Here is a 21,145-nt window from a genome sequence, read left to right as displayed (position 1 = left end):
CACCGGCGAGGCGGGTGCGTCGGCGGCGGCGTACGGCGTTCGTCCACGCAGCGTCGGCCAGCGGCACCGACGACAGGTCGTCGACGCTCTCGTGGAGCAGATCCTTGAGTCGGTCTTCGGTCATCACGAGTCCTCCGTCAGCAGCTCGGCCAGCTCGGGCGCGGCCTCGCGCAGGCGTCGCAGCGCAAGGTGGGTCTGGCTCTTCACCGTGCCCACCGCCACGCCGAGCACGTCGGCAGCCTGGGGCTCGGTGAGGTCGTCGTAGAAGCGCAACACGATCACCGCGCGTTGCTTGGCAGTGAGGGCGGCCAGGGCATCGCGCAGCATCAGCTGACGTTCGCTGCTGGCGCCCGACCGCGGCGCCTCCCGGTCGCCGTGCTCGGGCAGACCCACCAGCTCGCGCCGATGCCTGCGCCACCACGAGATGTTGTCGCGGGCGATGATCGTGCGGGCGTAGGCGTCGGGGTGGCCGTCGCGCAGCTTGCCCCACCGCAGGGCCACCTTGGTCAGCGCCTCCTGGACGAGGTCCTCGGCGCGCTGGTGGTCGCCGGAGATGAGCACGGCCGTGCGCAGCAGTGCGCCCTGCCGCTCGGTCGCCCACTGCGTGAACGACTCCTTGTCACCGGCCGCCATCTGGTCTCCCCGTTCGTCCCATGACAGTCAAACGCGGAAGCGACAGGAATGGTTGGAGGCTCCTTCGGGATTTCGAGCTCCGTCTGATCCGGGCTCAGCGCAGACGGCGGGACACCAGATCGGCGAAGGGTCGCGCGTTGTCGGGCAGCACGTCCAGATAGAGACCGGGTTCGATCAGCTCGAGCTCGCTGACCGCAAGGGTCCCGTCGCCCAGACGCATCATGTCGACCCTGGCGTAGTCGAGCCGGTTGCCGGTGACCGTCTCGGCGGCCAGCGTGGCCCGGCGGGCCAGGTCGGCGTACTCCTCCTGGACGTCGACCGGTCCGCTGCTGCCGCCGTACTGCTCATGCACCCGGATCTCGTCGCCGGCGGGCAGCTTGTGCACCTGGGAGACGACCTCGCCGCCGATCACGAAGACACTCGTCTCGCCTTCGGTGCGCACGGACTCGACCAGGGGCTGCACGATCCACGGGCCCGCCGTCAGCCCGGAGAGCCGCTGGTCGTCGGTGCTCTCGGCGACGACCACCCCGAGGCCGGCGGCGCCGATGCGCGCCTTGACCACCGCCGCGCCGTACCGGTCGATCGCCGCCTGCAGGCCGGTGACGAGGTCGTGGTCGCCGAGGAGCTCGGTCGGTACGACGGCCACGTGCTCACCGAGCTCGATCAGGTAGGCCTTGTCGGCGTTCCACGCGAACACCTCGGCACCGTTGAGCAGGCGGGTCTGCTTGTCGACGCTGCGCGCCCAGGCGATGAACTCGTCGCGGCGGCGGTGGTAGTCCCACGTGGCGCGCACGGAGACCAGGTCGGCGGCCGCCCAGTCGACGTCCGGGTCGTCCCAGCAGACCCAGCGCGCGTCGATGTCGCGTTCGGCCAGGGCGCTCACGAGTGTCTCACCTCCGGGCTCGCCGTCGGGCAGAAGAGCAAAGGTGGCGAGCAGTACGTCGGTCATGTCCGCGAGCCTAGGGTGTGTCGGTGGCGGTGCCGAATGGGTTTTGCCGGCCGTGGCGCATGGAACGGTGTCACCGGCTGACACCGATCGACGCGCCAACGGTGGCCGTTCTCGAGGGCGCGGCGACCGTCAACTGCTGACCGGCTCCGGTGCGTGGTGGCCGAACGGCACGTCGGCGGCGACGCCGAGGGCCGCCAGCACCGAGGGCAGCACCGCCTTGGCCGTGCGCTTGTAGCCCAGCGAGGACGGGTGGAACCGGTCCAGGCTGAACATCTCGTCGGGGTTGGTGATGAAGAACGGCCCGACGACGTGGGCCAGGTCGACCGCGCGGGCGCCGAGGGCCAGGGCTGCGGCACGCTGAGCAGCGGCGAGCTGGCGCGAGGCGCGAGAGCCCAGTGCCCGCAGGGGTTGTGGCACCGGGCGCAGCATGCCGAGGTCGGGGCAGGTGCCCACGACCACCGAGGTGCCACGCTCCTGGAGCGCGCGGATGCACTCCTCCAGGTGGGCCGTCGACTCGGCCACCGGCACGCGATGGGTGACGTCGTTGCCGCCGACGATGACGACCGCCACGTCGGGACGGTAGGTCGGCTTCAGGGTCGACAGCTGGTCGAGCAGCATCGAGCTCTCCGCGCCGACCCGTGCGGCCGTGTGCAGCTTGACCGCGCGTCGGGTGTCCCGGGCGACGTACTTGGCCAGTCTCGCGCCCGGGGTGTGGTTGGGCACGTCCGCACCGAGACCGGCCGCGATCGAGTCACCCAACATCACCAGGTGGATCGGGTCGCCGTACCTCTTCTTGAACGTGCGGTCGGCATCGAGCGCCTCCTCCCCCAGTGGCTTGCCGATCACCGCGCGTGCCTGGGCCGCCTGGCGACGCAGCAGCTGGCGCGAGCCGAGCAGGAAGCCGGCCGTGCCGATGCCCAGCGCGCCGACGCCGAGGGCGAACGGTCGAAGTCTCATCGCCCCAGTTGAACCACCCCGTCACTGCCCCCTCCCCAACTCCCGGTAGTTCGCGACGAACTTGTCGTGAACGCGTCGGTTCACCCGACAGCTGCGTCGCGAACCACCGGGTTGGTGCGCTCAACCCGCGGCAGAGGTGACGGTGGGCTCGTGGGTCACCGGGAAGTTCATCGAGGCCGCGATGAAGCAGTTCTCACTGGCCTCGCGATGGATCCGCAGGGCGGTCTCGACCTGGTCCTGCGTGGCGACCACGACGCGCGGCCGCAGCAGGACCGACGTGAACTGCCCGCCCTGGCCGACCTGCGTCATGGTCCCGACCGGGGAGTCCTCGTACGCCGTGACGACGACACCGTGGTTGACCGCGGAGTGCAGGTAGGACAACAGGTGGCACTGGGCGAGCGCGGCCACCAGCAGCTCCTCGGGGTTCCACCTCGTGGCGTCTCCACGGAAGGTCGGGTCTGCCGAGCCCGCGAGGTCGGGCTTGCCTCCGGCGCGCAGCACGACGTCGCGGGCGTAGTCGCGGTAGCCGCTGGTCCCGGTGCCGCGATTTCCCTGCCAGGTCAGGTCGAGTGAGTAGGTGTGGTCCATGGGGTCATCCTCGCGCAGCTCTCCTGCCAGCGCGGCCGTCGTACGCCGTGGCCGTCGTACGCCGTGGCCGTCGTACGCCGTGACGCCGTGACGCCGTCCGGTCGGAGTGAAGGAATAGGGTGCACGCCATGAAGCGCCTCCTCTTGACTCTCGGACTGGTCGCGGCCCTCGCCCTCGGTGGATGCGGCTCCGACGACGAGCCTCCGACACAGGCGGGCCCACCCGCGGAGCGCTCGACGACCTCCGACCCGAGCGCGTCGACGGATCCCAGCCAGAGCACCGGGGAGTCGCCGTCGGCGCCCACGCAGCCGACCGGGGCACCCGACGGCATGCGGTTCGTGAACGCCAAGAAGAGCGGGCTCCGACTGGCGGCTCCGGAGGACTGGACCCTCCTGAACCGCGAGAGTCTCACCAAGAATGCCGACCAGCTCGCCCCGGCACTCGAGGCGATGAACATGGACCTCGAGACGTTCAAGCAGGTCACCAGTCAGGTCGAGGTGATCCTCGTCGACGGCACACCGGGCCCGGGCAAGTCGGCGGCCAACGTCAACGTGGCACCGCTGCCGATGATCGCCGAGGTGCCGCCGGCGTCAGCGCTGCGGGCGCAGTTCGCCCAGCTGAACGCGACCCACATGCAGGTCACCGAGATCGACACCCCGGTCGGCCCGGGTCGCCTGCTCACCTACCAGCTCGAGGCCTTGGGCGTGCACGGGAAGGCGCTCTTCGTGCCGACCAGCACCGGCGTCGCCAGTGTCACCGTCTCCGCGAGCAGCGCCAGCGAGTCCGCCTCGATCATGGACCGCATTCTGCCGACCCTGCAGACGGGGTGACCCAGTCCTCAGCCTGGCCGCTCAGCAGCCGCCGGCCACCGCGGGGATGATCGAGACCTGGACACCGTCGGCGGTCGCGGTCTCGAGGTTGTCGAGGAAGCGGACGTCCTCGTTGCCGACGTAGACGTTGACGAAGCGGCGCAGGGCCCCGTTGTCGTCGAGCACCCGTGCCTTGATGCCCTCGTAGTTGGCCTCGAGGTTGTCGAGCACCTCGGCCAGCGTGGCGCCCTCGGCGGCGACTTCGGACTCGCCACCGGTGTAGGTGCGAAGAATGGTCGGGATGCGGACGGACACACTCATTTTTTTCTCCTCGGGTAGTGATCGCGGGCCGGTGGGTGCGGCCGCAAGGCGGAGCCGCGCAGGCGACCGTCGAGCGGAGCGGGTCGTCAAGCGGCGGGGTCCCCGCGGGAAGGCAAGCGAAGCGCGTTCCCGTGGGGTGTGTCGACAACGCCGCAGACGTTCCGGCGGACGGCGGTCAGATGATGTTGGCGGCGACGAAGGCGTCATAGGACGGGGCGATGGTGGCACGGGCGCTGACCCGGCCGGAGACCGCGTCGAGCGTCTTGAGGCCGTGGCCGGTGTTGATCACGACGGTCTCGAGCGAGGTGTCGAGCTGGCCGGTCTCGACGAGCTTCTTCAGTACGCCGACCGTCGTACCGCCGGCGGTCTCGGTGAAGATGCCCTCGGTGCGGGCCAGCAGCACGATCGCGTCGCGGATCTGGTCGTCGGTGATGTCCTCGACGGCGCCGCCGGTGCGCTTGCACACGTCGAGCACGTAGATGCCGTCGGCGGGGTTGCCGATCGCCAGGGACTTGGCGATCGTGTCCGGCTTGACCGGGCGGATCGCGTCGACGCCGGCCTTGTAGGCCACTGACACCGGCGAGCAGCCCTCGGCCTGGGCCCCGAAGACGCGGTAGGGCTTGTCCTCGACGAGGCCGAGCTTGATCAGCTCCTGGAACGCCTTGTCGACCTTGGTCAGCTGCGAGCCGGAGGCCACCGGGATGACGATCTGGTCGGGCAGACGCCAGCCGAGCTGTTCGGCGATCTCGTAGCCGAGCGTCTTGGAGCCCTCGGCGTAGTACGGACGCACGTTGACGTTGACGAACGCCCAGCCGTCCTCCTCACCGGCGATCTCGGAGGCCAGCTTGTTGACGTCGTCGTAGTTGCCGTCGACGGCGATCAGGTTCTCGGTGAAGATCGCCGAGTTGACCTGCTTGGGCTGCTCGAGGTTGCTCGGGATGAACACGACGGTCTTGATGCCGGCCCGGGCACCCGCGGCGGCGACGGCGTTGGCCAGGTTGCCGGTGCTGGGGCAGGCGAAGACCTTCGCGTCGAACTCGCGGGCGGCACTCAGTGCGCAGGCGACCACGCGGTCCTTGAACGAGTTGGTGGGGTTGGTCGAGTCGTCCTTGACCCACAGGTTGTCGATGCCGAGCTCGCGGCCCAGGTTGTGCGCCTTGAGCAGCCTGGTGAACCCGGGCTCGGTGTTGGGGCTCTGCTCGATGTCGTCGGGCACCGGCAGCAGCGCCTTGTAGCGCCAGATGTTCGCGGGGCCGGCCTCGATCTGCTCGCGGGTCACGGCCGGGAAGTCGTAGGCGATCTCGAGAGGACCGAAACACTCCGGACACGCATAGTTCGGGCCGAGCTCGATCTGGTGGCCGCACTCGCGGCACGAGAGGCCGGTGGCGTTGCCGAAGGCGCCCTCTCGCAGGGTCTTCTTCTCGATGGTGCTCGCGCTCATGAGTCCTCCTTCTCATCTTCCCCGTCGGCGTATCTCGTCGCGGGCCGGAATTAGCACCGTTTCCACGACTGTTCCGGCGGGGCCGGATCAGGGGGCTCGTGGCGGTTGCCGGGACTTCACTGGGCCGTTCCCTCAGTCCCTCTCGATGAGCTGTTGCTCAGCCTACGCAGGCCGTCTCACGATGTGCACATCGGGTCCGGGATGCGGACAACGTTCCCGAGGCCGTCCGGCGCGGCGAGCGAGGTCATCTGATTGGGTGGAGCCATGGAGTTCATCTCCGCTGCGGGCGAGGAGCGGTACGCCGCCCTGGTCCGGGCCGCCCACGAGAGCGTCATCGGGCTCGACTTCGACGGCACGCTCTCGCCGATCGTCGACGACCCGAGCCAGGCCCACATCCACCCCGAGGCCGGCGAGGTGCTGGTCGACCTGGCCGACCAGGTGGCCGCCGTCGCGATCATCACCGGCCGGCCGGCCCGCCAGGCGCTCGCCCTCGGCGGCCTCGACGAGGTGGGCGACGCGATCGCCGCGCGCGGCTCGCAGCTGCACGTCTTCGGGCAGTACGGCAACGAGCGCTGGTCGTCGGCCCATCGCCGGGTGAACTCGCCCCGCCCACCCCACGGACTGGGCAGCTTTCTGCTCGGGCTCCCCTCGCTGCTGCGCCGCGCCGACGCGTTCGACGCGTTCGTCGAGGAGAAGGGCCTCGCCGTCGCCGTGCACACGCGGCGGTTGGCGGATCCGAAGGCCGCCTTCGACCGGTTGCTCGCGCCGATCACGGAGCTGGCCCGCAAGAACGACCTTACGGTCGAGCCGGGCCGCAGCGTCATCGAGGTGCGTGCCCCGGGCACCCACAAGGGCGACGCGGTGCACACCCTCGCCGACGAGCTGGGCACTCGCGGGTTCCTCTTCGCCGGCGACGACCTGGGCGACCTCGAGGCGTTCACCGCCGTCGACGAGCTGCGCCGCGACGGGCAGGCGACGCTGCTGGTCTGCTCCTCCTCCGACGAGCACGACGCACTGTTGAGCCGGGCCGACGTGACCGTCGAGGGGCCGGCCGGGGTACTCGACCTGCTGCGTCAGCTCACGCTCGACGCCGCCGCCACCCGCCTCTGACCACGCTTGGCATCCTGCGTCGGGGTCGCGGGGGCTCGCGATCGGCAGGACGGCGTACGGCGGCACTGGTGCGGGGTCATGACGCGCGTGGAGCGACCACAACCCCGCGTGAGCCTCGGCGGGTCAGGGTCAGGAGGCGTAGTCGGGGGTGAGGATCACCGTCAGGCGGTCGCCGCCCATGGGGTCGACCGCGGGAATCACGCGAGCGATGCCGAGGTCCTTGGCCAGCATCTTGCCGGCTGCCTTGAGCCGCTCCGGGTAGTAGACCGTGGAGGCCGGGATCGTGCCGTGCCAGTTGTCGGAGGCCACGACCTGCCAGCCGAACGACTGCGCCGTGCCCGCGGCGGAGCCGGCCAGGCCGGAGATGTTGGTGTTGTTGTAGACCTCGACGTAGACCTTCGACCGGACGACCTTGGGCGCCTTCTTCTTCACCGGCGGCGGCACGGGGGCGACCTCGGTGGACGGGGACGCCGAGGAGGTCGTGGCCGGCTTGGAGACCGACTCCATGCCGCCGTCGTCGCGGTCCATGGTGGTCACGTAGGCGATGCCGGCCATGGCCACCGCGAGGATGCTCAGGATGACGAGCGGAGAGGGGAAGGCGACGCCACGGTCGTCTCTCGCGCGCACGGGCTCAGACCTCGAAGCCGAGTCGGCGAGCCGAGCGCTGACGCTGCCGGGCGGCACGGAGCCGACGCAGGCGACGGACCAGCAGCGGGTCGGAGGCCAGCGCCTCCGGCTTGTCGATGAGCGCGTTGAGGACCTGGTAGTAGCGGGTGGAGGACATGTCGAACTTCTCGCGCACGGCCTGTTCCTTGGCCCCGGCGTACTTCCACCACTGGCGTTCGAACTCGAGGATCTCGCTGTCGCGCGCCGACAGGGTGGACCCGCCCGCGGATTGCTCGTGATTGACGGACTCTGCAGCGTCCATGCGTCTCGACCCCTTTGCCTTGCTTGACTGCCCGAAGGCTCGGCCCCCATCGTAGACGTTGAATCACACGCATGTCATTCGATCCCCGGCGAGTCCCCACGGCGCGCCGACAAATCCCGCGATCTCTGGACAGGCGCGCGACTCGCGGCGAAGATCTACCCGGGACGGAGCCCGGCGCCTGACGCCGACCCTCGAGAGGATCAGCACGTGACCGATTCACCTGAACGGGCGGAACTCACCCGCCTCGACCGATTCGCCAACCTCAGCGACACCGAGATCCGCGCCCTCATCGACCACGGAACCGCCGTCACCATTCCGGCCAACTGGTCGCTGATCTGGGAGAAGACCCCGGCCGACAAGGCCTACATCATCCTCGACGGCCAGGTCTCCGTGCGCCGCAACGGCCAGGAGATCGCCCGCCTCGGGCCCGGCGACACCGTGGGCGAGGCCGCGATCGTGAGTCACAAGCTGCGCAACGCCAGCGTGGTCTCGTTGACGCCCCTGTCGGTGCTGCACTTCACCAGCGAGGCCGTCCAGGAGCTCATCGACACGGTGCCGACCTTCCGGACCGCTCTCGAGCAGACCACCCAGGACCGCCTGCCCGAAGGGCCCGCCTGAGGTGAGCCCGCCCGAGGCCAGCCCGCAGCCCCCGGGCTTCGACCCTGAGCTGTTCGCCGCACTCGAGGCCACCCTGCTCGGGCAGGCGCCGCACCTGAACCGGCTCGACGTGATCGAGCAGAGCGGGGTCACCTCCGAGCGCGCCACCAACCTGTGGCTGGCCCTGGGCTTCCCGTCCCCCGCCTCGGACGACGAGCTCCTCTTCACCGACGCCGACGTCGAGGCGGTCCGAACGCTGGAGCGCCTGGTCAGCAGCGGGGTCGTCGACCCACGCACCGAGAACGCGCTGACCCGCAGCATGGGCCGCAGCTTCTCCCGACTCGCCGAGTGGGAGATCGCCGAGGTGGCAACGATGATGCTCGGCTCACGCCGGAACCTGGTGTTCTCCGAGATCGAGCCCGTGGTGGCCACCGCACTGCCCGCCCTGTCCGGGCTGCAGGAGTACGTCTGGCGTCGCCACCTGGCCAACGCGGCCGGTCGGCTGCTGCTGCAGGCCGCTGAGGAGGACGTCGTACAGGCCGTGGGGTTCGCCGACATCGTCGGCTACACCCGCCGCACCCGCAGCCTCAGTGCCGACGAGCTCGCCGACATGGTCGAGCGCTTCGAGTCGACGGTGAACTCGGTGATCTCCGAGAACGGCGCCCGGATCATCAAGACCATCGGCGACGAGGTGCTCTTCGTCGCCGACGATCCGGTCGCGGCCGGCCGGATCGCGCTCACCCTCGCCCAGTCGCACGAGACCGACGAGGAGTTCCCCCAGGTTCGGGTCGGGCTGGCCCACGGGCCGGTGCTCGCCCGCCTGGGCGACGTCTACGGCGAGGTGGTCAACATCGCCTCGCGCCTCACCTCCATCGCCCGCCCGGGCAAGGTGCTGGTCAACCGTGACCTGGCCGACCAGCTGCGGGCCCACGACGAGGAGTCCGAGCACCCTGAGTTCCGGGTACGACGAGCGCGCACCACACCGGTCAAGGGCTATTCGCGGCTCGAGACCTGGGCACTGAAGAGGCCGAAGCCACCTCGCCATGACCGCGCCCGCGACTAGGAACTCCGTCGCCGGGTACGAGCAGTCCATGGTCTCGCCGTTCCAGCCCGGTGCGCGAAAGCGCATTGGGCGACATGCCCTAGGGTCTGCAGCGTGACGTCCGGATCAGCAGACCTCGTGATCGTTGCCAACCGCCTGCCCGTCGACCGGGTCACCCTGCCCGACGGATCCAAGCAGTGGCGCCGCTCCCCCGGCGGGCTGGTCAGCGCCATGGAGCCGGTGATGCGCAGCAACGACGGCGCCTGGATCGGGTGGACCGGGGTGGCCGGCGACGAGACCGAGCCGTTCGTCGACGACGGGCTGTCACTGGTGCCGGTGCCCCTGAGCGAGCAGGAGATCCAGGAGTTCTACGAGGGCTTCTCCAACGGCACCCTGTGGCCGCTCTACCACGACGTGGTCGCCAAGCCGGAGTTCCACCGTGAGTGGTGGGACTCCTACGTCACCGTCAACCAGCGTTTCGCCGACCGCGCCGCCGAGATCGCCGCCGAGGGGGCCACGGTCTGGATCCACGACTACCAGCTGCAGCTGGTGCCGCAGATGCTGCGCGAGCTGCGACCCGACCTGCGCATCGGCTTCTTCCTGCACATCCCCTTCCCGCCCGGCGAGCTCTTCCAGCAGCTGCCGTGGCGTCGCCAGATCCTCGAGGGGCTGCTCGGTGCCGACCTGGTCGGCTTCCAGCTCTCCGGCGCGGCCCAGAACTTCGTGCGCCTCGTGCGCCAGCGGGTCGGCCACAAGACCCACCGCGACCTGGTCTACCTGCCCGACGGCCGGACCGTGCTGGCCGCCGCGTTCCCGATCTCGATCGACACCGCCGGCTTCGAGGAGCTGGCCCGGTCCGAGTCGGTGACCGAGCGTGCGGCGCAGATCCGGGCCGCGCTGGGCAGTCCGAAGAAGGTGCTGCTCGGCATCGACCGGCTCGACTACACCAAGGGCATCTACCCGCGGCTGCGCGCCTACTCGGAGTTGGTCAAGGACGGCCACTTCGACGTCACCGACAGTGTCTTCGTGCAGGTCGCCACCCCCAGCCGCGAACGCGTCGAGCAGTACCGCGTGCTGCGCGACGACATCGACCGCCTGGTCGGGCGGATCAACGGTGACCTCGGGCGGATCGGGCAGCCGGTGATCGCCTACCTGCACTCGGCCTACCCGCGCCACGAGATGGCCGCGCTCTATCGTGCCGCCGACATCATGGTGATCACGCCCTACCGCGACGGGATGAACCTGGTGGCCAAGGAGTACGTCGCCTGTCGCTACGACAACGACGGGGCGTTGGTGCTCTCGGAGTTCGCCGGGGCCGCCAACGAGCTGCGCCAGGCCTGGCAGATCAACCCCTATGACATCAACGGCATGAAGGCGACGATCCTCGAGGCGGCGCACTCCGACGAGAAGGACCGCGCCCGCCGGATGAAGGCGATGCGCAAGACCGTCACGGAGCACGACGTCGCCAGTTGGGCCAACGACTTCCTGGCCGAGCTGGCCGCCGTACGCCCCACGCACGGCAAGCCGGTGCGCCCCGCCCGCCTCTCCTGACCCTGCTGCGCGCACAGGTCAGTGCGCGGGCTGCCGCCCGGACATCAGCGCGGTGATCTCGGCTCGTGCCTGCTCCGGCGGGAGCCCCCAACCGGGGCGATAGCCGTAGACCTCACCCAACGGCCGCGTCGACTGGACCCCGTCGACGATGTCGACGTCGTCGATCCCGATCAGACCCGGGTGCGGCACGCCGCACGCCTCGGCGATCTTGAGCAGGTCGCGTCGCATCGTCTTGATGTAGTTGGCCACCCGCACTGACTTGAGCTCCGGGTCCAGACCGTGCGCGAGCCAGTTGTTCTGGGTGGCCACGCCGGTCGGACAGGTGTCGGTGTGGCACTTCTGGGCCTGGATGCAGCCCAGCGCGAGCATCGCGCCGCGTGCGGTGTTGACCATGTCGGCGCCGAGCGCCATCGCCACGATCGCGTTCTCCGGGAGGCCCAGCTTGGCCGAGCCGATCCAGGTGATGTCACCCTCCTTGCCGGCCTCGGCGAAGAGCTTGAAGACACTGCTGAAGCCGAGCCGCCACGGCAGAGCGACCGAGTCGCTGAACACCAGGGGCGCCGCCCCGGTGCCACCCTCGCCGCCGTCGATGGTGATGAAGTCGACCGAACGTTGGGAGCCGACCTGCTCGAGCAGATCGTGCCAGAAGTCCATGTTGCCGACCGCGGACTTGATGCCGACCGGCAGGCCGGTGGCGTCCGCGATCGTCTCGACGAAGTCGAGCATGCTGTCGACGTCGTTGAACTCCGTGTGCCGCGACGGGCTGGAGCAGTCCTGGCCCATCGGGATGCCACGGATCTCGGAGATCTCCCGGCTGATCTTGGCCGCCGGCAACATGCCGCCCAGTCCGGGCTTGGCGCCCTGGCTGAGCTTGATCTCGATTGCCTTCACCGGCGCGGAGGCCACGACGTCCTTGAGCCGGGCCAGGTCGAAGCGCCCCAGCTCGTCACGGCAGCCGAAGTAGGCGGTGCCGATCTGGAAGATCAGGTCGCCACCCTGCCTGTGATGTGGCGAGAGGGCACCCTCGCCGGTGTTGTGCAGGGTGCCGGCCAACGCGGCGCCCTTGTTGAGCGCCTCGATCGCGGCACCCGACAACGAGCCGAAGCTCATCGCCGAGACGTTGACCACCGAGTTGGGCCGGAAGGCGTGGGTGCGACCGCGCGGCCCGCCCATCACCTTGGCCGAGGGCAACGCGAGCTCCTCGCCGCTGTGCACGTCGGTGTGCGGCGCCACGTCGGAGAACGTGCGGTGCCGGATGATCGGGTAGCCGACGTTGTTCTCGATGTTGTTGTCGGTGCCGAAGCCGAAGTAGTTGTTCTCGAGCTTGGACGACGCGTAGACCCAGCGCCGCTGATCGCGACTGAACGGCCGCTCCTGGTCGTTGTCGGTGATGATGTACTGCCGCAGCTCGGGTCCGATCGTCTCCAGCAGGTAGCGCAGGTTGGCCACCACCGGGAAGTTCCGCTTGAGCGCATGCCGCTTCTGGGTGAGGTCGTGCGCCGCCACTGCCCCCAGGGCCGCGACGCCGGCGGCCCCCACTGTCCTGATCGCGTTCCACTTCATGGTCAGTGTCTAGTCGCCCCACCCACGAATGTCGAGGTTCGGGTACTTTGCGAACATGGATCTGATCCCGAAACCCGATCAGGTCGTCTCCGCAGCCAGCAACGTCGCCCACAAGATGTTGTACGGCGGCGTGGCGGACCTCAGGAAGATGCCTCGCACCCTCATCGACGAGGGCCTCCTGCGACAGGTCTACCACTACCGTCCCGCGGGCAAGGTGAAGGAGCAGGGCGACCCGGTGCTGCTGGTCACCCCCCTGGCAGCGCCGTCCATCTGCTTCGACCTGCGCCGCGGCTGCTCCCTCGTGGAGCACCTGGTCACCGGCGGCCGGCCGACGTACCTGGTGGAGTACGGCGAGGTGTCGTTCCGCGATCGCAACCTCGGCATGGAGCACTGGATCGACGAGGTCGTCCCCGAGGCGATCCGGGCAACCTCGGCGCATGCCGGCGGCCGCCCCGTGCACGTGGTCGGCTGGAGTCTGGGCGGGATCTTCATGACGCTGGCCGCCGCCGACGATCCGAGTCTCCCGATCGCGTCGATGACGGTCGTCGGGTCGCCCTTCGACGTCGCGAAGGTGCCGCTGATGGCGCCGCTGCGGCCCTTGGTCAAGATCGCCGACCGGCCATGGCTCGGCGGGCTGACCGACGGCCGCGGCCCGGTCACGCGGGTCTACCAGGCGATGGGCGGTGCCCCGAAACCCTTGGTGCGGTGGGCCTTTCAGCTCTCGGCGGCCCAAAAACTGGTCTCCAAGCCGCTGGTGAAGCTGCAGAACCTCGACGACACCGACTTTCTCGCGCAGCTCGAGGCGGTCGACAATTTCACCGCCAACATGATCGCCTACCCGGGCCGCACGTTCGGGCAGCTCTATCATCGGTTCTTCAAGACCAACGACCTGAAGTACGGCTACTTCGCGTTCGGCGATCGTCGCATCGAGATCAAGGACGTCGACAAGCCGGTTCTGGTCTTCGGCGGCGCCACCGACGGGATCGCTCCGGTCGCGTGCGTGAAGGCAGTTGTTCCCCTACTCACCGGGTCACCCGAAGTACGCTTCGAGGTCGTCCCAGGAGGTCACCTAGGCATGCTCACCGGACGCTCGGCCCGCGAGACCACGTGGAAGTTCATCGACGGCTGGATCACCAAGTGGTCCAGCGACAAGTCCCCCGACGAGGCTGCCGAGGCGGACGCCGAGATCGCCGACGCCGAGGCGGCCACCGCTGCCTCGCGGCCCGCGAAGCCTGCGACCTCGTCGAAGCCCTCGAAGTCTTCCAAGCCGGGCGCCACCGACGCCGCCGGCATCGGCGCCAGTCCCACCCGCCGCTACGGATCGGGCAGCTCGCGCTCCTTGGCGAAGTAGCCGCCTCGGTGGAGCCGGCTTCGGTGGTCGAGCCTGTCGAGACCACGTCCGGACCACGGGTGCAAGAATGCTCAGCGCACGACCGGACATCCATTCTCGGAGGTAACGATGACCGACGACGCACCCGTCAGCGGCAACGACCAGGACCAGCGCCCGCGCTGGCAGGTCCAGCCCACCCCCGTGGGCTCTCCCGACCAGCCGCTGATCACGGAGGTGCCCGACCCTCCGAACGGACCACCGACCACTCCGGGAAAGCGCGCCTACCGGCCTGAGGGGTCCGCGGCTCCGCCGACCACGCAGGCGCCGCCGAGTCACCAGGCACCGCCGAACGGTGTGCCGCCGATGCGGCAGCAGGGCAACCCCTACGGTCCTCCTCCGGGCACCAGTCCCTACGCACCGCCCGGGCAGTACCAGACTCGCCCGCAGTCGGGCCCGCCGCAGTCGGGTCCCCCGCAGTCGGGTCCCCCGCAGTCGGGTCCGCCGCAGGGTCGTCCCGCACAGGCTCCCCCGCAGACCGGACCGCAGCACGCTGCACCGTCCCAGCCAGCACCGCCCCGGGCAGCACAACAATCCGGGTCGTACTCCGGTCCGCCGGCGACGGGCCAGTACGCCGCCACGAGTCCCGGCCACCAGCCGGCCAACCCGCCCCAGCAGGAACCCGACCACGTTCCGACCGCGCAGGACTTCCTCCGGGCCCGGCACCAGAGCATCGACATCGGCCCGGCCACCTGGGGCTGGCGCGGCGTCCTCCGCAAGATCAGCTTCGGACTGGTCAAGCCCAAGATGGGCAAGAAGGAACGCGCCCACCGGGAGGCGCGGGCCGCCGTACAACGCTCGTTCTCGGGCCCCCGCACCGTCGTCTTCGCCAACCCCAAGGGTGGCGCCGCCAAGACCACGTCGGTGCTCGCGGCCGGCTACACGTTCGGCACCGTGCGCGGTGGCGGCGTGGTCGCGTGGGACAACAACGAGACCCGCGGCACCCTCGGCATGCGTGGCGAGCAGGCCCGCCACCACAACACGACCCGCGAGCTGCTCGACGACCTCGAGCGCTTCCAGGACGTCTACGAGTCACGCATCGGGGACCTCGGGGCGTTCGTCCGCAGCCAGGGCGACGCCCACTTCGACGTGCTCGCCTCCGACGAGCGGGCCGACGTCACCGGCACGATCAAGGCCAGCGACTTCGGTGCCGTGCACCGGCTCCTCGAGCGGTTCTACCACCTGATCCTGGTCGACACCGGCAACAACCTGCGCGCGGAGAACTGGCTCGCCGCCGCCCAGACCGCCGACCTGGTCGTGGTCACCTGCACGGTGCGCGAGGACACCGGCTACTCCGGCCTGTGGATGCTCGACGCGCTCGCCGACGCCGGCCACACCGAGATCAAGCAGAAGACGATCACCGTGCTCGCCGACCCGTCACCGAACGTCGACGCGCAGCTGGCCAAGGACCTCACCGACGTCTACACGCAGCGCACCCGCGCGGTCTTCCGCATCCCCTACGACCCGGCGCTGGTGGCCGGATCCGTCGTGCAGTACGACCGGCTCTCCGAGGACACCAAGGCCGCCTGGCTCAAGGCCTGCGCGGCGATGGCCGAGTCGCTCTGACCGTCAGGGTTGGTTGAGGAGCGAGGAACGAGCGTCTCGAAACCACCCGCGAGCGCGACGACGTGACTAGGGTTCGGACATGTCCGAGCCCTTGACCCGCGGCGTACGCGTCGGCTATGCCACCGGCTCCGTCGCGACGGGCGCGTTCGGCACCGTGCCGGGGCTGATGCTCCTGCCGTTCCTGACCGACAGCCTGGGCATCGGCGCGCTCTACGCCGGGATGATCGTGTTCCTGCCCAAGGCGTGGGACGTGATCCTGAACCCGATCGCGGGCCGCATCAGCGACCGCACCTCGGACCCGCGCGGCCCGCGCCGGCCGTGGCTTCTGCGCGGCGGGCTCTCGCTCGCGGTGGCCTTCGCGCTGCTCTTCGCCGGACCCGCCTTCGGTTCGCAGTCGCTCGATGCTCTGTGGGTGCTGGCCTGCTTCCTCGGCTGCGCGACGGCGTACGCCTTCTTCCAGGTGCCCTACGTCGCGATGCCGGCCGAGATCACCGACTCGTACGACGAACGCACGCGGCTGATGTCGTGGCGGGTGGCGGTGCTGGCGTTCACGATCATGCTGGCCGGGGCGACCGCTCCCCTGATCCGTGACGCGGTCGGTGGCCGCGACGGCTATCGGCTGATGGGCCTGATGATGGCGGTGCTGATCGCTGTCGGTGTCGTCGGCACCTATTTCGGAACCGCCCGGGCACCGCACCTGGAGGTCACTGCCGGCACCGGCTCGTTGCGAGAACAGCTGAGAATCGTCAGCCAGGCAAGGGATTTCCGTCTCCTGCTGATCACCTTCGTGCTCCAGGCGCTGGCCACCGGCTGCATGCTCGCCGGCGTCGACTACCTCGCCGGTGACGTGCTCGACAGTCAGGGCGCCTCGACGATCCTGTTCGTCTGCTTCGTCGGCCCGGCCTTGCTGTTGACGCCGTTGTGGGCACGCATCGGCACCCGGGTGGGCAAGAAGGCCGGCTACGTCGCCGCCTCGCTGGTGCTGGCCGCCGGGGCTCTGCTGGCGGTCGTCTCCCGCGATGCCCCGGCCGGTGTCGTGTTCGCGGCGGTGGCGCTCGTTGGCTGCGGCTACGCCGGCGCCCAGGTGTTCCCGCTGGCGATGCTGCCCGACGCGGCGGCGGCTGATGCGGTGCGCACCGGATCCAGTCGTGTCGGCGTCTTCACCGGTGTCTGGACCGCCGCCGAGACGTTGGGGTTGGCGCTCGGCCCCGGGCTCTTCGCCCTGATGCTGACCCTGGGCGACTACCGCTCCTCGACGTCGGGCGACGTGGCCCAGCCCGACTCGGCGGTCACCGCGATCGTGCTCGGCTTCTCGCTGCTGCCGGCCCTGCTGATCCTGCTCTCGCTGGTCTGGTTGTCGCGCTACTCGCTCGGCGATCCGAGCCTGGTCACCCCCGCGATCGGCGGCGCGCCAGGCAGCGCACCCGACACCGCACCTGACACCGCACTCGACACCGCACTCGACACCGAGGAGACCTCATGAGCGACGTCCTGGCCCGGCTCCGCGCGCTGCAGGCCGGCGACCTGCCGGTGCACGGCGGCCGCACGCTGGCCTACGTCTACGACTCCGGGCTGGCCGACGTCGACGAGGTCGGGCGAGCCGCGGTGGCGGCGTACGCCGGCTCGAACGGGCTCGACCCGACCGCCTTCCCCTCGCTGCTGACGATGGAGAACGAGCTGGTCGGCTTCGCCTGTCGGCTGCTGGGTGCCCCCTCGAGCACGGTGGGCTCGGTGACCTCGGGTGGCACGGAGTCGGTGCTGCTCGCGGTGCAAGGTGCCCGGGACTCGCGGCCCGACATCAGACGACCCCGCATGGTGCTGCCCGCGACGGCACATGCCGCATTCCACAAGGCCTCTCACTACTTCGGGGTCGAGACCGCGGTGGTGCCGGTCGGCCCCGACTTCCGTGCCGACGCCGCTGCGATGGCCGCCGCGATCGACGACGACACCGTGCTCGTGGTGGCCAGCGCACCGTCCTACGCGCACGGGGTCGTGGACCCGGTGACCGACATCGCGACCGCGGCCGCCGCACGCGGGGTCCGCTGCCACGTCGACGCCTGCATCGGCGGGTGGGTGCTGCCCTACGCGGCCCGACTGGGCCGCGACGTGCCGCCGTGGACCTTCGACGTCGAGGGCGTCACCAGCATCTCGGTCGACCTGCACAAGTACGCCTACACACCCAAGGGCACCTCGATCCTGCTGCACCGCACCCCTGCCCTGCGGAAGCCGCAGTACTTCGCGTCCGCGGACTGGCCCGGCTACACGATGCTGAACTCGACCATGCAGTCCACGAAGTCCGGCGGCCCACTCGCCGCTGCCTGGGCCGTGGTGCAGTCGATCGGCGACGAGGGCTACCTCGCGTTGTCACAGGAGGTGTTCGAGGCCGTCGACCGGATCGTGACCGGGGTCGGGTCGATCGGTTCGCTGCGGGTCGTCGTACGACCGGACTCGACACTGGTCGCCCTGGCCTGCGACGAGACCTGCGACCCGTTCACGATCTGCGACGAGATGGCCGCGGCCGGGTGGTACGTCCAGCCGCAGATGTCGTACGCCGACGCGCCGGCCACGGTCCACCTGTCGGTCTCGGCGGCGACCCTGCCGCACGTCGACGACTTCCTCGCGGCGTTGGCCGCCGCAGTGAAGGCTGCTGTCGCCGCCGGACCTGTCACCGTCGACCCCGAGGTGGTGGCGTTCATCGCCGCGCTCGACCCGGCCGCGCTGTCCGACGAGGACTTCGACGGGCTGCTCGCCGCGTCCGGGCTGATCGGCGACGCCAGCGCGGCCGGCGACGGCGACAGCAGCGCCGGCAACGAAGCTGGCGGCGAAGGGCTGGCGCTGCCCGAGCGGATGGCCGAGGTCAACGCCATGCTCGACGTGGCCTCCCCCGCCATGCGCGAGGCCCTGCTGATCGCCTTCCTCGACCGCCTGCAACGGCCCTGCTGACCGACGAGAACTGCGATCTCGACGAGCAGAAACCAACAACTCGCGACACCAAACTCAACGACTCGTGGGTCAGCCGCGGTCGATGGCCTCGATGATCTTCGGGCGCAGCTGCGCGGCGGAGATGACCTCGTCGACCGAGCCCACGCGCACGGCGCGGTGGATGTCGTGGACGCCGTCGAACTCGGCGGCGACCTCACCGATCTTCTCGGCCCGCAGCTCGGTGCGCAGGGTCGCCAGCTCGAGCACCAGCCCGGCACGGTCGGTGCCGGCGGCCTCGGCGATCCGCTCCTCGAGGGCGGCCACCCGCGGGTCGGCCGCGGCGCGCTTGTCGACCTCACCGGCGAAGACCACGGCCGCGGCCGGGGCACCGCCCAGCACCGAGGCGTAGGAGCCCTCGATCGCCAGCACGGTCATCCGCGGGTTGAGCCGCTTGGAGAAGACCACGAACGCACCACCGTGGTAGCGCGAGATCACGCAGAAGACGATCGGCCCGTCGAAGTTGACGATCGCCCGACCGATCTCGGCGCCGTACTCGAGCTGCAGGTTGCGCATCGAGTCGGGTGAGCCGTCGAAACCGGAGAGGTTCGCCAGCACCACCAGCGGCCGGTTGCCGCTGGCGGCGTTGATCGCCCGGGCCGCCTTCTTCGACGACCGCGGGAACAGGGTGCCTGCGGTGTAGGTGTCGGGGCCGTCGGTGGGCGGGAAGCCCCGCCGCGCCACCGGCCGGGACTCGATGCCCAGCAGGCACACCGGATGACCGCCGAGGTGGACGTCCTGCACGACCGCGGTGTCGGCGTCGGCCATCCCCGCCCAACGCTCGAGGGTCGGGTGGTCCTGGTCGGCCAGGGCCCGCATCACGGTGCGGATGTCGAACGCCTTCTTGCGGTCGGGGTTGGTCTCTGCGGAGAAGATCTCGCCCACCGTCGTGAAGTCGCTCCCGGGGGCCGCATGCGGGTAGGACGTGATGTCCCGGTCGACCGGGTCGTCGCTCGGCGCCCGTCGCGGACCAGCGTCACCGGGGACGACGTACGTGTGGTCGTAGTGGGCCATCAGCACACCGAACGCGCTGGCCAGGTCGGGCGCCCAGTACTGCGCCTGACCGTTGGGACCCATCACCCGGTCGTAGCCGCCGATGCCGAAGTTGTCCTCGGCAGAGACACCGCCGGAGAAGTCGAGCGACTGCTTGCCGGTCAGCACCATGGCACTGTCGGGCGTCATCACGAGGATGCCCTTGGTGTGCATGAGCATCGTGGCCTCGGCGTTCCAGTAGGGCTGGGCGCCGACGTTGATGCCGGCCACCACGATGTTGATCTCGCCGCCGGCCTGGGTGAACTCGATGATCCGCTTGAGGCCGGCGGCCACCCAGTCCATGTTCTCGGTGCCGGACTCCATCGAGATGCGTGCGCCCGCCGAGATCGCGAACCACTCGACCGGCACCTGCATCCGCTCGGCCAGGTCGATCGCGGCGATCAGGCGCGAGCACTCGGCCTCGGAGACCGCTCCCAGGGCCTTCGTCGGGTCACCGCACAGCACCACGCGGGTGACGCCCTCGGGGTGCAGCGTCGTCGGGGTGGTGACCACGGCGACCAGGATCCCGGCCTTGTTCAGCCCCGGTGCCCGGTCGACAGGCACCAGCACGCCGGTGTCGTCGAGGTCGTGCTCGACCAGGGTGCCGCCGTTGCCGGCCAGCACTCCGGTCAGCTCGTAGGGGTAGACCATTCCGCGGCGACGCGACCGGAGCACCTTGCCGGCGTACTCGTCGAGCGGCTTGAGTGGCTCGGTGGGCGGCGGCTCGATCGCCGCGGTGACTCCCGAGCCGGGTCGGGCGTGGAAGCGGATGGCGACCGGGGTCGCCTGCCCGTCGGGCCCGGCGATGCGGCCCTGGGCCACGACCTCCTCGATGCCCGCGCCGTCGGTGAGCGGGGTGATCTTGCCCTGCAGGGTGGTGAGCTGGTCGACGTCGGCGTCGACCACCGGCCACACCTGCACCCACACGTGGTTGACGTCGAGCTTGCTGCCCGCGGCGCCGCGGGAGGTGCGCACCCGCCGGATCGCCTCGAGGCAGTTCTCGACCGCGCGCTCGGCGTGGGGTACGGCGATCACCCGGCCCTCGTCGTCGCGGATGATGGCGAGCTGGCGCACCTGGGCCAGCGCGACGAGGCGCCGGTCCTGGGCGTTCTCCCGCGCCACGCACTCATAGAGCAGGACGTCCTCGGGAGCGTCGAGACGGGTGACGTGGAAGTTGCGCAGCCGCCACAGGTCGAGGCGACGCGCGACCATGGGGTGCAGGCCGCGGACCAGGTCGTCCTCGACGGCCCCGCCGCCCTCGGCGGGCCGGAAGGTGAAGTACTCCACCGGACGGCCGGACCCGGGGCAGACCGCGATCGCCACCCGTCGTACGGCGACCGAGAACGAGAGCGCGTTGACCAGCCGGCCCAGCTCGGCCGACATCGCGTCGGCCGTGGCCGGCGCGTCGGACCAGCCGAGGTAGAGGTCGGCGACGACGTCCATCCCGTCCGTGGCCTCGCCGACCAGCCGGTCGACGGCGTCACCGAGACTGCTGCCGGGCACGAGCTCGGAGACGTGGCCGACCGTGGAGACCAGGTGGGTGGGCCGACGATCGAGCGTGTAGTCGGCGACCGCGCAGGGACGGCCGTCGATGTGGACCGGCCGGGCGTCGTGCAGGTCGTACTCGCGGTAGTGCCTGCGGAAGAGCACCTCCAGCATCGGCTCGTGAGCAGGGATGCCGTTCTCGAGCCG

At 70.2% G+C, this 21,145-nt stretch carries 19 protein-coding genes and 1 riboswitch; of the genes, 9 read left to right on the top strand and 10 right to left on the bottom strand.

What is annotated here, in order from left to right:
• Positions 1–123: 123 nt before the first annotated feature.
• The 4 genes from NJ4_RS15540 to NJ4_RS15525 all read right to left on the bottom strand — a co-directional run bounded on the left by NJ4_RS15540 (position 124) and on the right by NJ4_RS15525 (position 3,127).
• Positions 124–633, bottom strand: a complete 510-nt coding sequence (locus tag NJ4_RS15540) for a SigE family RNA polymerase sigma factor (protein WP_067437097.1) — start codon at positions 631–633, stop codon at positions 124–126.
• Positions 634–727: 94 nt separating this feature from the next.
• Complete coding sequence (locus tag NJ4_RS15535; protein ID WP_067437095.1) at positions 728–1,582, bottom strand: ATP-grasp domain-containing protein; 855 nt, start codon at positions 1,580–1,582, stop codon at positions 728–730.
• Positions 1,583–1,711: 129 nt separating this feature from the next.
• Positions 1,712–2,539: an SGNH/GDSL hydrolase family protein gene (locus NJ4_RS15530; RefSeq protein ID WP_082748714.1), complete on the bottom strand. Its 828-nt coding sequence runs from the start codon at positions 2,537–2,539 to the stop codon at positions 1,712–1,714.
• 120 nt (positions 2,540–2,659) lie between these two features.
• On the bottom strand, positions 2,660–3,127 hold the full coding sequence (locus NJ4_RS15525; RefSeq protein WP_067437090.1) for an OsmC family protein: 468 nt from the start codon (positions 3,125–3,127) through the stop codon (positions 2,660–2,662).
• Between the two features lie 128 nt (positions 3,128–3,255).
• On the opposite strand from NJ4_RS15525, the gene NJ4_RS15520 reads away from it, so the two are divergent.
• Positions 3,256–3,957: a hypothetical protein gene (locus NJ4_RS15520; RefSeq protein ID WP_067437087.1), complete on the top strand. Its 702-nt coding sequence runs from the start codon at positions 3,256–3,258 to the stop codon at positions 3,955–3,957.
• 21 nt (positions 3,958–3,978) lie between these two features.
• Here NJ4_RS15520 and NJ4_RS15515 read toward each other — a convergent pair whose 3' ends face one another.
• Complete coding sequence (locus NJ4_RS15515) at positions 3,979–4,257, bottom strand: MoaD/ThiS family protein (protein WP_067437085.1); 279 nt, start codon at positions 4,255–4,257, stop codon at positions 3,979–3,981.
• A 175-nt stretch (positions 4,258–4,432) separates the two neighbouring features.
• Complete coding sequence (thrC, locus tag NJ4_RS15510) at positions 4,433–5,698, bottom strand: threonine synthase (protein ID WP_067437083.1); 1,266 nt, start codon at positions 5,696–5,698, stop codon at positions 4,433–4,435.
• 9 nt (positions 5,699–5,707) lie between these two features.
• Positions 5,708–5,850: riboswitch (SAM riboswitch) on the bottom strand.
• A 112-nt stretch (positions 5,851–5,962) separates the two neighbouring features.
• Between thrC and NJ4_RS15505 the strand changes: the two genes are divergently transcribed.
• Positions 5,963–6,808, top strand: coding sequence for a trehalose-phosphatase (locus NJ4_RS15505; RefSeq protein WP_067437080.1), 846 nt, complete (start codon positions 5,963–5,965; stop codon positions 6,806–6,808).
• Between the two features lie 129 nt (positions 6,809–6,937).
• Here NJ4_RS15505 and NJ4_RS15500 read toward each other — a convergent pair whose 3' ends face one another.
• Positions 6,938–7,435, bottom strand: coding sequence for a LytR C-terminal domain-containing protein (locus NJ4_RS15500; protein WP_067437077.1), 498 nt, complete (start codon positions 7,433–7,435; stop codon positions 6,938–6,940).
• Between the two features lie 4 nt (positions 7,436–7,439).
• Positions 7,440–7,736 carry a DUF3263 domain-containing protein gene (locus NJ4_RS15495; protein WP_067437074.1) on the bottom strand — a complete coding sequence of 99 codons (297 nt, stop codon included), beginning with the start codon at positions 7,734–7,736 and terminating at the stop codon, positions 7,440–7,442.
• Between the two features lie 207 nt (positions 7,737–7,943).
• On the opposite strand from NJ4_RS15495, the gene NJ4_RS15490 reads away from it, so the two are divergent.
• The 3 genes from NJ4_RS15490 to NJ4_RS15480 all read left to right on the top strand — a co-directional run bounded on the left by NJ4_RS15490 (position 7,944) and on the right by NJ4_RS15480 (position 10,926).
• Positions 7,944–8,354: a Crp/Fnr family transcriptional regulator gene (locus NJ4_RS15490; RefSeq protein WP_245644590.1), complete on the top strand. Its 411-nt coding sequence runs from the start codon at positions 7,944–7,946 to the stop codon at positions 8,352–8,354.
• A gap of 1 nt (position 8,355) precedes the next feature.
• Positions 8,356–9,396: an adenylate/guanylate cyclase domain-containing protein gene (locus NJ4_RS15485; protein WP_067437067.1), complete on the top strand. Its 1,041-nt coding sequence runs from the start codon at positions 8,356–8,358 to the stop codon at positions 9,394–9,396.
• Between the two features lie 93 nt (positions 9,397–9,489).
• On the top strand, positions 9,490–10,926 hold the full coding sequence (locus NJ4_RS15480; protein ID WP_067437064.1) for an alpha,alpha-trehalose-phosphate synthase (UDP-forming): 1,437 nt from the start codon (positions 9,490–9,492) through the stop codon (positions 10,924–10,926).
• 18 nt (positions 10,927–10,944) lie between these two features.
• Here NJ4_RS15480 and NJ4_RS15475 read toward each other — a convergent pair whose 3' ends face one another.
• Positions 10,945–12,489: an FMN-binding glutamate synthase family protein gene (locus NJ4_RS15475; RefSeq protein WP_067437061.1), complete on the bottom strand. Its 1,545-nt coding sequence runs from the start codon at positions 12,487–12,489 to the stop codon at positions 10,945–10,947.
• A gap of 55 nt (positions 12,490–12,544) precedes the next feature.
• Between NJ4_RS15475 and NJ4_RS15470 the strand changes: the two genes are divergently transcribed.
• The 4 genes from NJ4_RS15470 to NJ4_RS15455 all read left to right on the top strand — a co-directional run bounded on the left by NJ4_RS15470 (position 12,545) and on the right by NJ4_RS15455 (position 18,385).
• Positions 12,545–13,840, top strand: coding sequence for an alpha/beta fold hydrolase (locus NJ4_RS15470; RefSeq protein ID WP_082748712.1), 1,296 nt, complete (start codon positions 12,545–12,547; stop codon positions 13,838–13,840).
• Between the two features lie 108 nt (positions 13,841–13,948).
• Complete coding sequence (locus NJ4_RS26240) at positions 13,949–15,442, top strand: MinD/ParA family ATP-binding protein (protein WP_174524611.1); 1,494 nt, start codon at positions 13,949–13,951, stop codon at positions 15,440–15,442.
• A 79-nt stretch (positions 15,443–15,521) separates the two neighbouring features.
• Positions 15,522–16,925 (top strand): MFS transporter, encoded by a 1,404-nt coding sequence (locus NJ4_RS15460; RefSeq protein WP_082748710.1) that lies wholly within the window; start codon positions 15,522–15,524, stop codon positions 16,923–16,925.
• Entirely contained in the window at positions 16,922–18,385 is a 1,464-nt protein-coding gene (locus NJ4_RS15455) for an aminotransferase class V-fold PLP-dependent enzyme (protein WP_067437058.1), read from the top strand. Before NJ4_RS15460 ends, NJ4_RS15455 begins: the two co-directional genes overlap by 4 nt.
• Positions 18,386–18,454: 69 nt before the next feature.
• Here NJ4_RS15455 and NJ4_RS15450 read toward each other — a convergent pair.
• Positions 18,455–21,145, bottom strand: a 2,691-nt coding sequence (locus NJ4_RS15450) for a carboxyl transferase domain-containing protein (RefSeq protein WP_281178328.1), incomplete at its 5' end; no start/stop codon positions are given.

Source organism: Nocardioides jensenii JCM 1364 = NBRC 14755 (genome assembly GCF_001552535.1).
Lineage (GTDB): Bacteria > Actinomycetota > Actinomycetes > Propionibacteriales > Nocardioidaceae > Nocardioides > Nocardioides jensenii.
The sequence above is the reverse complement of the archived record's forward strand: the minus strand, read 5'-3'. Positions and strand labels throughout refer to the sequence as shown.

Coding starts and splice junctions, on each gene's coding strand:
- NJ4_RS15540 (WP_067437097.1), bottom strand. CDS start 633: ATGGCGGCCGGTGACAAGGAGTCGTTCACGCAGTGGGCGACCGAGCGG.
- NJ4_RS15535 (WP_067437095.1), bottom strand. CDS start 1,582: ATGACCGACGTACTGCTCGCCACCTTTGCTCTTCTGCCCGACGGCGAG.
- NJ4_RS15530 (WP_082748714.1), bottom strand. CDS start 2,539: ATGAGACTTCGACCGTTCGCCCTCGGCGTCGGCGCGCTGGGCATCGGC.
- NJ4_RS15525 (WP_067437090.1), bottom strand. CDS start 3,127: ATGGACCACACCTACTCACTCGACCTGACCTGGCAGGGAAATCGCGGC.
- NJ4_RS15520 (WP_067437087.1), top strand. CDS start 3,256: ATGAAGCGCCTCCTCTTGACTCTCGGACTGGTCGCGGCCCTCGCCCTC.
- NJ4_RS15515 (WP_067437085.1), bottom strand. CDS start 4,257: ATGAGTGTGTCCGTCCGCATCCCGACCATTCTTCGCACCTACACCGGT.
- thrC (WP_067437083.1), bottom strand. CDS start 5,698: ATGAGCGCGAGCACCATCGAGAAGAAGACCCTGCGAGAGGGCGCCTTC.
- NJ4_RS15505 (WP_067437080.1), top strand. CDS start 5,963: ATGGAGTTCATCTCCGCTGCGGGCGAGGAGCGGTACGCCGCCCTGGTC.
- NJ4_RS15495 (WP_067437074.1), bottom strand. CDS start 7,736: ATGGACGCTGCAGAGTCCGTCAATCACGAGCAATCCGCGGGCGGGTCC.
- NJ4_RS15475 (WP_067437061.1), bottom strand. CDS start 12,489: ATGAAGTGGAACGCGATCAGGACAGTGGGGGCCGCCGGCGTCGCGGCC.
- NJ4_RS15470 (WP_082748712.1), top strand. CDS start 12,545: ATGGATCTGATCCCGAAACCCGATCAGGTCGTCTCCGCAGCCAGCAAC.
- NJ4_RS26240 (WP_174524611.1), top strand. CDS start 13,949: ATGACCGACGACGCACCCGTCAGCGGCAACGACCAGGACCAGCGCCCG.
- NJ4_RS15460 (WP_082748710.1), top strand. CDS start 15,522: ATGTCCGAGCCCTTGACCCGCGGCGTACGCGTCGGCTATGCCACCGGC.
- NJ4_RS15455 (WP_067437058.1), top strand. CDS start 16,922: ATGAGCGACGTCCTGGCCCGGCTCCGCGCGCTGCAGGCCGGCGACCTG.